Source organism: Paraflavitalea pollutisoli, assembly GCF_029360705.1.
Classification (GTDB): domain Bacteria; phylum Bacteroidota; class Bacteroidia; order Chitinophagales; family Chitinophagaceae; genus Paraflavitalea; species Paraflavitalea pollutisoli.
Map to the genome: position 1 here is coordinate 542,109 of NZ_JARKMX010000014.1, position 16,488 is coordinate 558,596.

General features: G+C 51.9%; 8 protein-coding genes. 1 reads left to right on the plus strand and 7 read right to left on the minus strand.

Annotated features, from left to right (window positions below):
* Nucleotides 1-2: 2 nt before the first annotated feature.
* Genes P2W70_RS32695 through P2W70_RS32720 form a run of 6 tightly spaced genes read right to left on the minus strand, consistent with a single transcriptional unit; the run spans nt 3 to nt 13,599 of the window.
* The gene (locus P2W70_RS32695) at nt 3-3,404 is read right to left on the minus strand and encodes a hypothetical protein (protein ID WP_276485824.1); all 3,402 of its coding nucleotides are present in this window, start codon (nt 3,402-3,404) and stop codon (nt 3-5) included.
* Nucleotides 3,405-3,437: 33 nt separating this feature from the next.
* Nucleotides 3,438-6,050 (minus strand): glycoside hydrolase family protein, encoded by a 2,613-nt coding sequence (locus tag P2W70_RS32700; protein WP_276485825.1) that lies wholly within the window; start codon nt 6,048-6,050, stop codon nt 3,438-3,440.
* Nucleotides 6,047-7,789, minus strand: a complete 1,743-nt coding sequence (locus P2W70_RS32705; protein ID WP_276485826.1) for a sodium:solute symporter family protein — start codon at nt 7,787-7,789, stop codon at nt 6,047-6,049. Before P2W70_RS32705 ends, P2W70_RS32700 begins: the two co-directional genes overlap by 4 nt.
* 27 nt (nt 7,790-7,816) lie before the next feature.
* Nucleotides 7,817-8,704, minus strand: a complete 888-nt coding sequence (locus tag P2W70_RS32710; RefSeq protein WP_276485827.1) for a DUF5017 domain-containing protein — start codon at nt 8,702-8,704, stop codon at nt 7,817-7,819.
* 29 nt (nt 8,705-8,733) lie between these two features.
* Entirely contained in the window at nt 8,734-10,377 is a 1,644-nt protein-coding gene (locus P2W70_RS32715) for a RagB/SusD family nutrient uptake outer membrane protein (protein WP_276485828.1), read from the minus strand.
* Nucleotides 10,378-10,398: 21 nt separating this feature from the next.
* Nucleotides 10,399-13,599: a SusC/RagA family TonB-linked outer membrane protein gene (locus P2W70_RS32720; RefSeq protein WP_276485829.1), complete on the minus strand. Its 3,201-nt coding sequence runs from the start codon at nt 13,597-13,599 to the stop codon at nt 10,399-10,401.
* A 146-nt stretch (nt 13,600-13,745) separates the two neighbouring features.
* Between P2W70_RS32720 and P2W70_RS32725 the strand changes: the two genes are divergently transcribed.
* Nucleotides 13,746-14,759: a LacI family DNA-binding transcriptional regulator gene (locus P2W70_RS32725; protein WP_276485830.1), complete on the plus strand. Its 1,014-nt coding sequence runs from the start codon at nt 13,746-13,748 to the stop codon at nt 14,757-14,759.
* 43 nt (nt 14,760-14,802) lie between these two features.
* Here P2W70_RS32725 and P2W70_RS32730 read toward each other — a convergent pair whose 3' ends face one another.
* Complete coding sequence (locus tag P2W70_RS32730; RefSeq protein WP_276485831.1) at nt 14,803-16,470, minus strand: glycosyl hydrolase family 28 protein; 1,668 nt, start codon at nt 16,468-16,470, stop codon at nt 14,803-14,805.
* Between the last annotated feature and the right edge of the window lie 18 nt (nt 16,471-16,488).

Below are 16,488 nucleotides of genomic sequence, written 5' to 3' on the forward strand. Positions count from 1 at the left end.
GTCTATTCAAATTGTATGTTGGTGGTCGTTAGTTTTCCATCACTGCCCTTTAACTGCAGTTTCCCTGTCAGCGGTTTGCCAGCCGGCAATTTATAGACCGACCATTCATACGGGTAACTATCCTTACTCACCTGTGTGCCTGCTAGGGAAAAACTTATACTGGCACCGTCAACAGGTCCCGCTTCCAGGTAACCATATATAGAATCCCAGCCAAAAGGCGACCGGATCCTGAACACATAACATTTACCGTAGGGCGCGCCCAGATCGATCACTTGCATGCCGTGCTGAACGGGTGCCTGCACTGCGGGTTTGTTGGTTGCCTTCAATGGAACCGATAAGGCCACCATTCCTTTGGCCGGCACGGATATTTCCATGGCGCGGTTCTTCAATGGAATAGGCTCTTGTTTACTGCCATCAACGTGTTGCAATACCGCAGGGCCCGTAGCTGCCACAGGCACTTCCACGCCAAGCGAGATATCCGCCGTTTGTCGCTCCGCCCCTTCATTCATCACCAGTATCCAGAAACGATCATCGGATATAGCCGTTACATAATTAAAGCCAGGTCGGTCAATCGTCACAAGGCCACGTTTCATCCAGAGACTGGCAGCCTGGTCACCAAACACCGTTCCCTTGCCGGCACCAAAAGCCCTGTTGTTGAACCACACGAATCCATCCTGCTTACCGAAGGGGAATTGCACTTTTCCATTCGACCGCGTGATCGCTTCCGTAATGAGGTAATCAAGGGTGAATGCCAGGTGCGGCGGAATATGGTGGTAATAGATCGAGCTTACATCTGGTCCTTTATACGGAAAGTCTTTGGAGTGCGTAATATCTGTAAAGCCGGAAGCATAATACCCAGGATAGGTCGAGAAACGTCCTATAACTGCGTTTCGTGCATAGGTGAGGAAGATCTTTTGCTGACTGTACTGGTGCAGCCTTAACAGGTGCGGTGCCCAACTGCTCATGAAGACAGGCCTTACGGTTTTACCCGCATCGAAATACGTGAAAGGCTGTTCAAAGCCCAGGCCTACCGGCGACACCAGCCATTGCGGCACCTGCTTTTCCGGCGCATCGCCCTTCACCCGGGGAAAGCCCAGGCGGTATCTTTTATCGCCTTTCCACCACAAGGTAGTATTGCCTTCGTATTGATTGCCCGGGTGAATAACCTGCAGGGTATCCTTTACCTGGGGATACGAGCGTATACCCGCCACGGTGTGATAGGCAGATGATTCGGCGGCCTCCAGAAATCTTTTCTCCTGCGTCGCCTCATAAATGTCGATCATGTCCCACCAATAGGCATAAAAAGAAGTATTGTAGAAAGGTTCTCTCGACAGTGGCTTCGTAATGGCCCCATTAACCTGTAATGCAATAAACCGGTCTGCACTCACCTTCGCTTTATTGAGCCACTGCTGGTCACCGGTAAGCCGCCAGGCGGCCAGTTCCTGCGTGTAGGTCGGCACTTCCACGGAGTACCCTTTTGCAGGCCGTATCGCTCCACCTGGCAAAGCGATCTCCCTTAACCAGGGGTTTGCCTCACCCAGCAAACGATTCAACCCTTCGTAGTAGTTGGTGGTAAATTGTGATCCAAAGGGACTCAGTTGTAGAGACTTTTTATCACTGTTGAATGGGGTGCCGGACACCGCTTTAGCCCAGCGAAATCCACTGCGCGATAAGGTATATTCAATGGTAGGCAAAGCGCGTTTGAGGTAGAAGTCTTCGTCTTTGGTCATCACTGCCACCGATACCAGGGTGAGTGGCGAAGCATGTACCACCGTCGGCACAACAGCAGGATTGGCCTCGATATCATAAAAGCCTTTCAGTCCCGCATCCCAACCTGCCGCCGAATCGTTCTTCATCAGCTCCACCATATTGAAAGCTGTTTCCGTCAGCGAAGTATTATCCTGTTTACGATAATCAGTCACGCGGTAGATGCTGTCCGATACATAGGTCAACACCTCGTTCCATCCTGTGGCGAAAGCACCGATGGCAAACTCCCGCTTTAAAATACTTCCCGCCGTCAGTTTAGAATCCGGCTGACCAAGGATGGGTGAAAAGGCTACTGGCTGCACGCGGTTGCTTTCATTTTTTACGGTAAACCCAAGGGGGCCGTTGGCACTGCCCCAGTCATTGGGCGCAAAGCTGCGCGCCAGGCCGCTGGCAAACGTGCTGACTAGTCCCCATTCAGTTCTCATCTCGGCAATCGACACCGGCTGCGGCATCATCCCGGATGGTACCATCACCGGTTGAGGAGACAAGCGCTGGTACTGGAACATGGGTGGCAACAATATATTGGTGGCGCTATCGGCTGCTATGCTTTGGAAGGCAGCCAGCCCCATACTGTAATAACCAGCAAGCTGTGGTTTATATTGCAGGTTCACTTCCACATGTCTCGCCCCGGGCGCCAATGACCAGGTACCTGTCAGAATCGGTTCCCCGGCCACGGTATAGTTTACTTCGATCGTTTGTGCATTCAACTGCTTTGCCGCCACCGGTATGGCTTCCGTCACCTGACCGGCAAAGAAAGGATTGAGGATAACATCCGTTTCCAGGATGGAGTATTTATGGCCGTTATTCTCAAATGAGGTGAGTCCGGTACTACCATTCCAGGAGGGAAAGAAATTGCCAAAGCCGAGCTGCGGATCGTCGGCCCGAATGATATACACTTTATGGTCTTCCCGCTTCGCATCCATACTGCCCCACTTACCTTGTATGCGGATATCCGTTTTAGCCACCAGCCGTTTTGTTTCGCTGCCCGTTGCCGGCATGAACCGTACGCGCACCTCATCGTTTTGGATCGATGCTACAGGTGGTCGCACACCGCTGGCCAGTGCCGCAGATAGCTGGGGAAATTGCACCGGTGTTGGCTGCACGACCACCGGCTTCACCCGCAGACTCGTCAGTGTCGATAGCGGCTGCGCATTGGGATCAAAACCATCGGCCGCTGAGAGGATGATCGCATCACAGCGTCCGAAATTACCCCGGCTGTCATTGAGCCTGAGCACTGCATTGCCTGCCGGCAATGTCACCGTTCCTGCTTGCTCCCAATAGAATCCCGGTTTACCATGCCTGCCCGATTCCTCTGGCATAATTTGATCGTTCACCGAAAGCCTGAACAACCTGGTGCCTGGCCGGTCGTTTGGATAATCGGCCGCCCGAACCCATACCTGGTAATTGCCTGCCTGTTTCACAGCTACTACAGTCAATGCATCGACCGCTTTGGTCTTGCCAGACATAACACGCAGAATACTGTTGTTGAAAAATCCTTTACCTCCCTCCCGCTCTACCACCCAGCCACCTTTGAACTGGAAGTCTTCTGCTTCAATGAGGTATTGAGCCTGTTGGCCACGGGCTATGGCAGCGCCCAACAAGCAACTGATGAAGAACAAAACACGCAGGTTTTGCATAATACAATTTTGAAGGGTTTTCTACTACACGGATCACCAGGCGATCTCGATCACCTGCATACCATAAGCGGGGATGGACAGCTTCCATCGGTCACCGGTTGGCAACGTTGATCGCCGGCCATCGGCATCCCGCAGGTGAACTGCCCCGTGACGGATACGGTCGTTATTCAGTATCTTATTGTAATCGACGGTTATCGTTGTTGCCAGTAGATCGTCATCATTATTCAGCAACAGCAAGAAGAGTTTTCGTTGCGTCGTATCGATGGCACCGAAATAGTCCAGATAGGGGCTATCTGTCTGCAACATGCCTTGCTTCAGCAGCAAAGATGCTGATTGACCATACACCTTACCAGGCTTGAAGCCATAGCTCTGGTGTGGGCCTACCTTGGGCGTGATCCATCCGCGAGGGAAACTCACCTGGCCTTTTGAACGCAGCGACGCTTCCGACAGCAGGTAATCCGTGATCCAGCCGATCTGCCACCAGGCGTGATGCGGATACGGCCCCGCTCCCCGGTTCATGACATCCCAATAGTAAGACGCTACGCTGGTCGACGAGTCGACAAAAGCATCGCGTCCCAACGCTGCGGCACGCGCCATTGTCAGGAACAGGGAATCTTGGGTGAGGGAAAACATACGTACGAAAAGCCCGGCATGACTAGCGAGTAATATCGGCCCACGTAAGGTGGCAGAACCAAAGCTGCCGCCGTGTTCGAAACTGAGGCCCACCTGACTGATCTCCCAATCGCGCCGGGGTACACCGCGTACCGATTTCTGTAATTGGGAAGGTATGGGATGCGTATACACACTGGTGGTATACAATTGAGCTGTTCTGATGGCCGCATCCTGGTGACGTTTATCTTTTGTGATAGCGTACAGATCAAGCAAAGCCTGTGCACTCTGTCCCGTTGCAAAGTCGGGGGCGAACCGCGTATCGCCACACACGCCGGTAAAATGCCCTTTATCGACCGCATGGGTCATAAACCATTCTGCTCCTTTGATAGCGCCCTGCAGGTATTTTTGATCGCCCAACAATTTATAAGCGATCAACAAACCATAGAAAGTGGGCCGCAGGTCTTCCAGGTCGGTAAACATAGGCTGTTGCGTGGCATGATCGTAGGCCACCGCCCAACGGCCTTCGGGGCTCATCCAGTTTAGTAATTTGTCGGCTGCCATCCGCACTTCACGACGCATGGCTGTATCATTGGGCTCAAACAACAATATATTGCCGGCATCCATCAACACATAATACGTGGTACCGATGGGCTCCACATAAGGTCCCCACTCTTCCGTAAATTTTTTCTTCGTAGGCAGGTAATATTGACCGGCAGCCGAACCGTAGAAGAAGCCCGCCACCGTATCTTGTTGGGTGAGTTTAAAATTGCGCGCATAGGGAAGTCTGGTGGCCTGCAATACCGGATCGCCGGAAATACGGGCCAGCATCCACATCGCGCCATAGTCTGCATTCTTGATGGCAAAGCCATCGCCGCCATGCACACCACCGCGGTAATCCTGCGCGCCGATGGTCAGTCCGCGGTATTGTTCGGTCCTCCATTTGGAGGTACTGTCGTCGATCACATACTGGTGCATCCGTTGAATGCGATCGGTGAGGGAATGACCGGCCTGTTTCAAAGACAAAAAATCCTTTAGCCGGTACACATCATTCGCGGCATGTTTATATACATTGTACCAATTGTCAGCCTTGATGGTATACCGGAAAGAAAAACGAACAGTATCACCCTTTTTCAGCCAGGATCCTTTTTCACCCAATATGGGATGCCAGGCCATAGGCGTCAATTGGGCTGCCCTGTTCATAACAGACAATCCCAACTGCCAGGTGTTTTGTGTACTATGGTCCGTCTCCCAGGGGTCGCGGCTGGTGCCGGGTTCCGGGATAACGGCGAAGGTGATGCCTTGTTTATTGGTAACGAGTGGTGATAATGTACTCGCCGTCCTTTCACGGGTCACTACCGGCAAGGCAGGTATGCCTTGTCCATATCCATAAGATTTTACCAGGTTCATTTCGATCGCGCTGCCCTGAAAATGTCCGGGCACCATGGCCCAGGCAAGGTCCTTTTCCGCCGTAGTGGCGAGTGTGGGCGATGCCAGGGAAAAGAAACCATCAGCTTTGGCCTGCAATACAAGGTCGACCAGGATATCGCTGCCGTAGGCAGCATCCATACGCCAGGTGGCTGTCACCGTTGCCTTGTCCAGTTGCTGACTGAACTGCAACTGCTTGCCCACCTGCTTCATTTGCGCAGGATAGAATCCTGCCGCCTCGCCGGACTTATTGAGCGCCACGGGTAGCAAGGTCTGCTTCCAGGGCGGCAGGATATAGCGGTATTGCGGCTCCGGTATATCAATCAGTTTTCCTTGTTCATCATATACTTTGGCCGGCACCGTATCGGGCCTGGCGGCGGTATACAGGAACATATACTCGCCACTAAGGCCCGGCAGCAATAGCCATTTGTTGCCTTGCTTCACCGCCAGCTTTTGCAAACGCCACCCTGCCTCAGACTGCTGCCATTCTACCTGCAAAGCAGAAGAGGACAAGCTCGCTTTATCAGCCTTTGTTGGCTGTGCTGCCGCAGTAACAGAGCACACAACAGCCGTACAAATAGCCACTATATTTTGGGGGAGGATATTCATGCCTGTTCAGATTGAGTATAGGTAGCAGGCGATGGCTTCATGCCATTGGTATGCTGCGGTATTTTAGCTTTAATGGCTGCGCGGAAGGGAATGATCGCACTCAACAGGATCAACAACGCAATAACGGCCACAAGGCCAGATCCTGCCGTCGTAAGCAGGCTTAGCGCAAGCAACAGTACCGCAATGAAGGCCAGTGCAAAGGCGATCACCCGCAAGCCGAACCTATTCTGCTTTTTCACCTCCAGTGCTTCTTCTTCATTCACTTGTTGCGCATTTGCCTTGCGTTGCGCTTTGCCGGTAAGGTAGGCGTCGTATTCCGGGCTTACCTTATTGGCAGAACGCATATACCACTCCCAGGCAGCCAGCATCATAAACGGCAGGCCTACACCCAATACCATTTCCGCACCGCGGCTGAGTTTGAAACCTAGGGTCAGCGGCAGGATCATTTTAAAGACCAGGTTTACCGCCAGACTAGTCAGGGTGATCGACAAGGTGGCTTTTCCCGTGAGGCGTTTAGAGAACAGTGCCCAGATAGGCGGGGCCAGCAGCGGACCGCCTGTTATGGCGCCGATGCTCAGCGTAAACTCTACGATGCCGCCGATATACGGAACAATGAGTGCAATGCCGATCATACCCAACCCAAATAACCAGGAGGAGATCCGCGCCACCCGCATCAATTGACTATCGGAAGCACCGGGATTGATGCTGCCTTTATAAATATCGTTGGTGAATACTGCCGATACCACATTCAACGCGGTATTGGCAGATGCAGAGGTTGAGAAATACATGCCCGTCAGGATCAAACCCATAAGGCCCGCAGGCAACACATGTTTGCAGATCATCAGGTAGGCATTCTCAGTATCGAGTCCGGTCAATCCCGGATTGATGGTTTTGTACACCATCGGCGGCAACATCCAAAGAATGGGGCTGATCAGGTACAAGCCTGCAAAAAGAAAAGCCACCTTAGAGGCCGACTTAGGTTTGTCAACACTGGTATAGCGTTGCACAAAAGTCCAGTTACCACCGATATAGAAAATATGGTAGAGTGCGAAAGCCAGGATAAAACCCCAGGTATATTCACCATTCACTACCTGGAAAAAGCGGTCGGGCGCTTTCTGCAGGAACTGTTCTACGCCACCCGCCGCATCGAATGCCAATGGCATGATGATAAGGATAGCGGCTGTCAGGATAACGAATTGCAGGATATCGGTGACCATGACCGCCCAAAGTCCCCCCACGGCCGTATAAGCGATCATGAACAAACCGAGCACAATGGTAGTAGGCAGCAACGGAAAGCCGAGCGAAGACCCTACCAGTTTGGCCACGGAATACAATACAGATCCCTTGATGAAAAGGGACACCAGCATAAAGATGTAGATATAACTTTTCTGCACCCGCTCCCCCAGCCTTTCACGGATAAATTCGGCAGCCGTGAGGTTGCCCGTTGCCTTCCACCGGGGCGCCAGGTAAAGCCCTGTAATGAGGCCGCCTATGCACATGGTCCACTGGATGGTAATGGCCACCCAACCATGCTGATAGGCTATGGAGCCCCACGCAACGAAAGTGCCGGCAGAAAAAAAGCTCATGAAAAGCGATAAGCCACCGATCGTCCAGGGAACGGCTTCGCCACCGGCAAAAAATGACTTCAGGTTCCTGCCGGTACGGGCAAACAGGAACCCGATCAGCATGATGAAGACGGAGAAGACAACGATGACAGCGGTATCGATGGTTGAGTGCATAGTGTTGGCGGATATGCTCCAGGGAATTTAGGGAGTTATGGTGATGGTCAGTTCCTTTATGACGCGCGCAGGTGTATTATAATAAGAAGCATTACTGGCTTCAAACACTACCTTGTATGTTCCTGGTTTGTTGAACAGGTCGGTGGCCGGTGCATAACGTGTGAGATTGGTCGTGATATTCTTGATGGCAATTCCCTTATCCGGTGTAGCCGTATTGGGATTGAAACTTTTTGACAACACCCAATCATCGTCTGCATTGTTGGCCGTAGCCTGACTCAGCAGCTGCGCGCTCGTAATTGACCAGTTAGACGCCGGATTCACGAAGCTGACAGACTTCCAGGCCGCGGTAGACATATTGGCCATCGGTGTAACCACACCATCCGGCGCCTGGTTGTCCGCATTGAAAGTGCGTATCACCCACCGGTTAGGACCAGCCAGGGCGGGTGTTACATACCGGAAGGCGATGGTGGCCGACTTGTTGTTATTGGTAAATTCAGAGAGGTCGACCGATCCGGATTGTGTCTGGTCCACACCCGAAGACAGTGTGAACCGGCTGGTCACATCCGTCCAGGTAGCCGTTTTCACATTTGTGGTATCGAACACCCCATTGAAGTCGTTCGACACGAGCACGGTCATGTTGTTGCGGATGCCAAACTGCTGCCAGGTATTGAACTTTACCAGCAGTTTATTGCCCGTAGAGAAAGTTCTCTCGCGGAACTCATATACACGACCGGGCGTACCTGGCCAAAACACCATGTTCTGGGGGCTACCGGTGAAATGAAAGATGATCGAGTCGCCCAGTTTAAACGTTGAGCCGTTAGCCGTGACTTCGAAAGCAGGGGCCTCCACTTCATCGCGCTTGCTGCAGGATCCCAGGAGCAGGCCAGCCAGGGTATATAGAAGAAGTTTATTCATGTCCTTGATATTCGAATGTTGAATAGATATTACCAACCGGGGTTTTGTGATACATAGGGGTTCACAGCGATCTCCGTATTGGGAATGGGGAACAATACGCTCCTGGCCGTGATCCGGGCAGCCTGCTTGATGGCCGCATCGGATAAGGTACTGGGCATATTGGTTTGGTAAGCGGCCACCTGCTGTTGCATGGTGCTGACATAAGTACCCCAACGCAACAGATCATGTTTCCGCAACCCCTCGTAACTCAACTCCCGGAACCTTTCCAGCTTGATGGCTTCGAGGTAGTCGGTCGTAACGATACCCGGATCGAGGTCCACCGTTTGATCGGCCACCGCGGCGGGTTTTCCAAATCCCCTCCTTCTCACCTGGTTAACATACTCTATGCCGGTAGGTGTGGCACCCACTACATGGGCTTCCGCTTCCGCATACATCAGCAATACATCCGAATAGCGGAGCATGGGAAAGTTGATACAGGTAAAATCCTGGTTCTTGGGGGTAGTTACTTCATACTCCCGGCGGTACTTACCGGCGCTTCTTTCATAGATCTGCGTTGAGGTCCAGTTGGTCCTTGTCACCGGCGCTGTTGTACCGGTACCGGTTATCACAAAACGGTAAGGAGCAACGGTCCAATCCCTCCGCAGGTCGCCATCTTCATACGCGCTGTACAGTTTGGCGGTGGCGTGCACATAATCGTAGGCAAATCCTGTATCGATGTTCGGACAGAACACACCCATCCAGGAGCCTACATAGCCGCCCTCGCGGATAATTTCCTGGTTATTGCCAAAGTATTCTACTTCCCAGATACTCTCTTTGATATCGTACCGGTTTCTCGACAAGTTAATGAAGACCTCGGAAAAGCTGGGATTGAGCGCATGTAGCTTCGAGTCAATCACTTTCTGTGCATACAATTGCGCTTCCGCATATTTGGATTCGTCTTTCAGGGGTTCGCCTGCCATGGTGAGGTACACCCTGGCCAACACGCCCTGCACAGCCGATTTACTGACCCGTCCATTAAAGCCATAGGCCGTAATTTCCTTTACCAGCCCTTCAGCCTCTTTCATATCCTGTACGATCTGCGCATACACTTCGGCCAGTGGTGCGCGGGGCAGGCTGGGCTCCAGCGGAGATTTCGTATAGGTGAGTTTCAGGGGCACACCACCCCAGTTATCTGCCAGCACGAAATAGTAGAATCCGCGCAGAAACAAGGCCTGGCCTTTTATTTCATTCTTAACGGAATCGGGCACGTCGGCGCCACCTACCCGCTCGATCAGCATATTGGCGCGCTCGATGCCCACATACAGGGCCTCCCAGCAGCGGTTAAGCTCCAGCATACTTGCATCGAGTGTATTGGACATATAACCGGTAGGCTGGTTCTTGATGAAGAATTCATCACTGAAACTGAGGAAGCCGTACAAGGCACTGCCGTAGGTACGACGATCGCCGAGGCGGTCGTAGACCGATGACAGGGCGCGATCGAGGTCCTCGCGTGTTTTATAATAGGTTTCCGGTGTAATGGAATCGACCGGTTTGGTATCGAGGAATCGCTTGCAGGAGTTGAAAAGCAGCGCCAGGCAGCAGATCGTGAATAGCAGACGCAGGCTTTTGACCGCCCGCCCGGCTACCTGGGGCTGTTTGTTCTTTAGCACCGATGAAAAAAGAATGGGGAACATATGCTAAGCAGTTTAATATCGTTAGAAAGTTACGTTGAGGCCAAGGGTGATGGTCCTGGCTTTGGGATAGGCCGACCAATCGAAGCTGGGGGTGAGTGGAGAGTTCCGTACAGATACTTCCGGATCCACACCCGAGTAATTGGTCCAGGTCACCAGGTTCTGCGCGGCTGCATACAACCGGATGCTCTTGATCTTTATGCGCTTCAACACCGGCGAAGGCAAAGTATACCCCAGGGCAACCGTCTTCAGGCGCAGGTAAGATCCGTCTTCGATCACCCGGTTGGAATACACGTTGGGACTAGTCACCCCGGCCACCGGTAATTCAGCGTCGATATTATCGGGTCGCCACCGGTCTTCAAATGATTTGAACATATTGAGGTAAGGTCTTCCCTCCATGCCTTCAAACACCAGGCGGTTCGCATTCAGCACATCGTTGCCATAAGACCATTGGAAGAATACACTCAGGTCAAAATCGCGGTACCTGAAATTATTGGTGAAGCCGCCGATATGTTTGGGCATCGGGTTACCGATGATTGTCTGGTCATTGGCATCCACTACCCCATCACCGTTGATATCCTTGTATTTCACAAATCCTGGTTTGATGAGTGACCTGTCTTGTCCATTATTGGGGATCTCTTCTTTCAGTTGATAGCTCCCATTGGGCAGTTTGATAAAATCCTGCTCCTGGTACAATCCATCATTGATGAACCCTAGGAACATGGCTACCGGCATGCCCGGACGGGCCAGGTAAGGAAGACCGTTGTTGAAATTGTCGTTCCAGCCCTGTACACGGGTAGTAATGCTTGGCTGATCGTAGTTCAGTTCCAGTATCTTATTGCGGTTGAAGGCGATGTTGAAATTGGTATTCCAGGAGAAACGCTTGTTATCTACATTCATGGTATTCAGGGTAAACTCAAGACCATTGTTAGATACCTTACCGATGTTCTTGTAGCCGTTCAGGTAACCGGAAGAAGCGGCGAGGTTGGCCAGCAGCAGCAGATCGCTGGTGCGCTTGTTGTAATAATCGACTGTCAATGCCAGGCGGTTATTAAAGAACGCCAGATCGAGACCAAGGTCGAGTTGTGCCGTACGCTCCCATTGTAATTCTTCATTACCCACTTCAACCGGGGCAGATCCGGGAATATGTATGTTGTTGAAATAATAACCCGGGGTAGTGTTGCCGCTGCCATTGGTGAAACCGGTTTGGCGTAGTACCGACAGGTACGCAAAATCAGCTACGCGGTTGTTGCCGGTAACGCCATAACTGGTGCGCAGTTTCATATCCGTGATCCAGTCGAACTGCTTCATGAAGCTTTCCTGTTTGATGCGCCATGCGAAAGATCCCGACGGGAAATATCCCCAGCGCCTGCCAGGCGCAAACTTAGATGATCCATCTGCCCGGAAAGAGGCGGTAAAAAGATATTTCTGATTCCAGGTATAGTTCGCTCTTCCCAGGAAGCTCGCGAGTGCCGCTTCCGAATCCGCAGACGTATTGGTGAGCGGAATACCTTCATCGAGACCACTGATGCCCAGTGCTTCGTTGGGCACCTTGCCGGCAGAGAATCCATCGGCAATGGCCCGCGTTCGTTGCAGGGTAAAACCACCCACCACATTCAATACATGGTTTTTATTGAAGCGCTTGTTGTAGGTCAGCGTATTCTCATTGAGCCAACTGGTAAATACATTGTTGTTGATAGAACCATTCACGCCATAGGTTTGCCCGTACACGGTACGGGGATTACCGGCGGCTGTTTTTGAGTTGTTGAAGACCTCCCGGCGGTTACCGTTTCTGGTAACGCCACCGCTGATGCGCAGCGTGAGGTCTTTGGATATTTTATAGTTCAGGTATCCGTTGGCCAGCAGCACATTGGTAAAGCCTACAATATGGGCGTTCTTCGCAGACACGATAGGATTAACGCGCAGGTCGGAATTGGTAGAGATATTGGGATCGAACGCATCGTCGACAAAGCTGAGATCGGCCAGCGAATCACCTGTCAGCGGCCGGTAGCCCCAGGCGCTGAAGAAAAGATAAGAGGAAGCATTGATACCATTCTCGCCACCATTGGTAGCAACCTGACCTTGCGTCCGCAACCAGGAGTAATTGACATTCACACCTACTTTCAGCTTGTCCGAGACAGTTTGATCCAGCACTACCCGGCCCTGGTATCTTGTGAAACCACTGTTGATGATAATGCCCTGCTGGTCGAGGGCTGATCCTGAGATCACATAACGGCTCTTATCATTGCCACCCGTGAGGGAGATGCTATGGTTTTGCATGGGTGCGGTGCGGAAGATCTGATCCTGCCAGTTAACGCCTTCCGCATTTTTATAAGAGTCGAGCGTTTTGCCGTTATTGAGGTAGAGGCCCGATTGGGTCGGGTTGAGCTCCAGTTGGTATTTCACAAATTCGTACGGGCTCATCACCTCCTGGCGTTTGATCTCCTGTTGTAATCCATACCAGGCATTGTAAGTGAGGACCGGTGGGCCGGTCTTTCCTTTTTTGGTGGTAATGAGTACGACACCATTGGCGCCCCTGGCACCATAGATGGCAGTAGCGGAGGCATCTTTTAATACTTCGATCGATTCGATATCATCAGGATTGAAAGCATTGTTGCCGGGGTTCTCGATCGGGAAGCCGTCGATCACATATAGCGGGGCATTGTTCTGAGTAATGGAGTTGCCACCGCGGATAGTGATGAGGTTGCTGGCGCCAGGTTGACCATCGATGGCGCTTACCTGCACACCGGCCACCCGGCCGCCGAGGGCGTCTTCGAAAGAAGCAACCGGCGCCTTCTTCATGTCTGTCACCTTTACCTGCCCCACCGAACCGGTCAGGTCCCGTTTCTTGACGGTACCATAACCGATCACCACCACATCGTCGAGGTCCTTCATCGAGCTGGTGAGCTTGAGGTTGTACACCGTAATACCGGCACTTAGTTTCAGTTCCTTGGTGACAAACCCTACCATGGAAAAAGCGAGTTCGGCGCCTTTCAGGTTGTCTACGGTAATGATGAAGATCCCATTGTCATTGGTGATTGCGGTAACCTTTTTGCCTTTCAGCTGAACCGTGACGTCGGCCAGGGGCTCGTCCTCCTCATCGGTTACTTTACCGGTTATGACCTGGGAGGTGGAAGCGGGGGGAGCATTCTGGGCCTGCAGGCCGGAGAATGTCGTTACGACTGTAATCAGTGTAAGTAGTAGTGCAGCTAATCTTTGTTTCATACGGAGCATCGTTCGCTAACAAAAATGCCAATTACGGATCTGAGGACAAAGAATCTTCCCTCATTTTATTAATGGGAACATTCCCAATTTACGGGAATGTTCCCATATCGTTCCAATTCCTTTTATTTGTATCCTAATCCCTCTGCATGAAGCGCCATCAGACAACGATTGTAGACATTGCCAAAAAGCTGAACCTCTCCAAATCCACTGTATCGCGTGTACTCACCGGCCATCCCAGCGTTAGTGAAAAAACGCGGCAGGCCGTACTGGAACTGGCGGGGCAGCTCGATTACCAGCGGAATATGCTATCCGTAAGCTTACTTAATAAAAAAAGCAATACCATTGGTATCATCGTGCCCGAATTCATGAGTTCCTATTTCCCACAGGTGATCATGGGTGCACAGGAAGTGGCTGCAGAAGCAGGCTACAACCTGATCATTGGCCACTCCAATGAAACCTACGAAACAGAAGTGGCCAATACGCGGCTGATGCTGGCCAACCAGGTAGACGGGCTGTTGGTTTCCCTGACCAAAGAGACCCGCAATTTTGACCACCTGAAGATTTTCGAACGTAAAGGAATTCCCATTGTGTTCTTCAACCGGGTGTGCGATGAAATGGATGTACCAAAGGTGGTGGTAGATGATTATGAGGGCGCTTTCCGGGCGGTGGAGCACCTGATCAAAAGAAAGAAAAAACGAATCGCTCACCTGGCGGGGCCTGATTCGCTGCTCATCAGCGTAAAAAGATTGCGGGGCTACCGGGACGCTTTGAAGAAATACAATATTCCCATCGATGAGGAATTGATCATTCCTTATGACCTCACCATTGCCAAGGTGAAGATCTATGTCAACCACTTATTGCGGTTGAGCAACCCACCCGATGCTATCTTTGCGATCAACGATCCTACCGCCATCGAAGCGCTGCAGATCGTAAAAAAGAAAGGGCTGGATGTACCGAAGGACATCGCGATCGTCGGCTTCAGCAATGACCTTGCTTCCGGCCTCATCGATCCCGCGCTCACAACGGTTTCCCAGCCCGTAAAAGAAATGGGGCAAACAGCCGCCCAACTACTCATCGATCAGATCAACCGCGACGTATCGGAATGGAAAACGATTATCCGCGTATTGAAAACAGAACTGATCGTGCGTAAAAGCAGTTGAGCAAGCGGCATACCGTGATCGTTTTGCCAACGCCCACAGTTGATCAGGGCGTATTATTGATATTCCATACCGATACAGTGTTGATGGCTCCCCAGCGCTTACCATGTTCCCTTGTCTGACAGGGATATGGCACCACGGTATTGGATGTTTGCATCAACCCGCTGACCGACGCAAATACCATTGCAGGATAAGGACATTTTTCGATCGTATTGTGGTGTACATTGATCTGGCTAAAAGCACCTGCTGTGGCCGGCACCTGCGGAATGCCATTGACGTACCAGACAGACAGCGCACCGGGTGGCATACCCTGGTTGGTTTTCTCAAACATGCACTCAAATAGTTTGTTGTATTTGATCTCCACATTATCGGCGAAACCGCCACCCATCCAGGTGATCTCAGGCGCTACGAGGATACCATTCATGGCCGTGCCGGCGATCTCATTGTCCTGCACTACCCCATGAGAGCTTTTGATGAGGATGCCGCGGGAGCGGTTGGCGCCAACCTTGTTGTTGCGCACCATAAAACCTTTTCCCGTATGATTTTCATTGTACACCAGGTCTCCCAATCCCATGGCCGGCAACGTGTCGACCGTGAGGATCGTTCCCCGGGTATAGCTTGTTTTAAACAGCAATTCGGGATACCGGTTGGTGATCGTATCGCGGTCTGCCGCGGTGGGCGTGAAAGTAGCGATCGCCGTGATCTTCATCATACCAGCCTTGGTGCCTGCGTACAATACATGTTGCAGTGTATCGCCCACATAAAAGATGGGCAACCCTTCCCTGCTCAGCACATGCATGGTTTTGGCGGATGTATCGATGCGGCATACCGGGAATGAGCGACCTACGATCACGATGCAATCATCACCATTGTGCTTCACCTCGCAGTTCTCGATCAGCGGCCCTACACTGGCCAGGCTGCTGTGGATTCCGTCAGCATTGCCCGACCGCAACCGTGCAGGAATACCAGGCGGCATACTGCCCCTGCCCACTTTGCAACGGTTGTAATGTGAATTGCGGCTATCCCGCTCGAAGAAAGAGAAACTGTTGGAACCATAGATGGTGACATCCTGCACCGTAGCATTGGTACATTTTTCCAGCATAAAGCAATGCGCAGGCGGATTGGTCTTCGTGCTCACCACATCCAGCACGACCAGGTCGCCTACTTTTTCGAAGGCTACCCAGGCGGCATTCTTGGTTAGCCGGAATTTACGGGTGGTACCAATACGGGCAAAAGACGTATAATGGCCTTCGCTCGTTGTGATGCTGTTGCGCTTCAACTGACGGGTGGCGGGGTCATAGAACTGTACGCGGCTATGCCGTACATTGTCCACCGCATAACCGGTATCGATCTCCACTTCAAACCACAGATTGGTGGGATCTTTGGCGACGATCACTCCCTGCGTAAAACAAAGCGGATCGTAGTCGATCGTGAGGTCCTTGATGGTGATATCCGTACAATTGAGGAAGCGGAAAGCCAGTTCCTGCGAGTTGCAGATGATGGTGGAATTGTTACCCCGGATCTCTACATTGCTGAGGTTGTGAAACTGATAGGCGCCATTCGTCATATTGTTGAGCAGGTAGGTACCTGCCGGTATATTGATCACGGCGCTACCGGCCTGTGCGTCGAGGATGGGTTTCAATTCGGGCCATTGCCTGGCAGATGCCGTCAGGGATACCAGGAGAAAAAATAACAAGTAAAATATCCTATTCATAACTATTGAGCTTTATGG

What these genes read in the sequence shown, in the direction of transcription:
- P2W70_RS32710 (WP_276485827.1), bottom strand. Translation starts at nt 8,704, where the DNA reads ATGAATAAACTTCTTCTATATACCCTGGCTGGCCTGCTCCTGGGATCC.
- P2W70_RS32705 (WP_276485826.1), bottom strand. Translation starts at nt 7,789, where the DNA reads ATGCACTCAACCATCGATACCGCTGTCATCGTTGTCTTCTCCGTCTTC.
- P2W70_RS32720 (WP_276485829.1), bottom strand. Translation starts at nt 13,599, where the DNA reads ATGAAACAAAGATTAGCTGCACTACTACTTACACTGATTACAGTCGTA.
- P2W70_RS32730 (WP_276485831.1), bottom strand. Translation starts at nt 16,470, where the DNA reads ATGAATAGGATATTTTACTTGTTATTTTTTCTCCTGGTATCCCTGACG.
- P2W70_RS32700 (WP_276485825.1), bottom strand. Translation starts at nt 6,050, where the DNA reads ATGAATATCCTCCCCCAAAATATAGTGGCTATTTGTACGGCTGTTGTG.
- P2W70_RS32695 (WP_276485824.1), bottom strand. Translation starts at nt 3,404, where the DNA reads ATGCAAAACCTGCGTGTTTTGTTCTTCATCAGTTGCTTGTTGGGCGCT.
- P2W70_RS32725 (WP_276485830.1), top strand. Translation starts at nt 13,746, where the DNA reads ATGAAGCGCCATCAGACAACGATTGTAGACATTGCCAAAAAGCTGAAC.
- P2W70_RS32715 (WP_276485828.1), bottom strand. Translation starts at nt 10,377, where the DNA reads ATGTTCCCCATTCTTTTTTCATCGGTGCTAAAGAACAAACAGCCCCAG.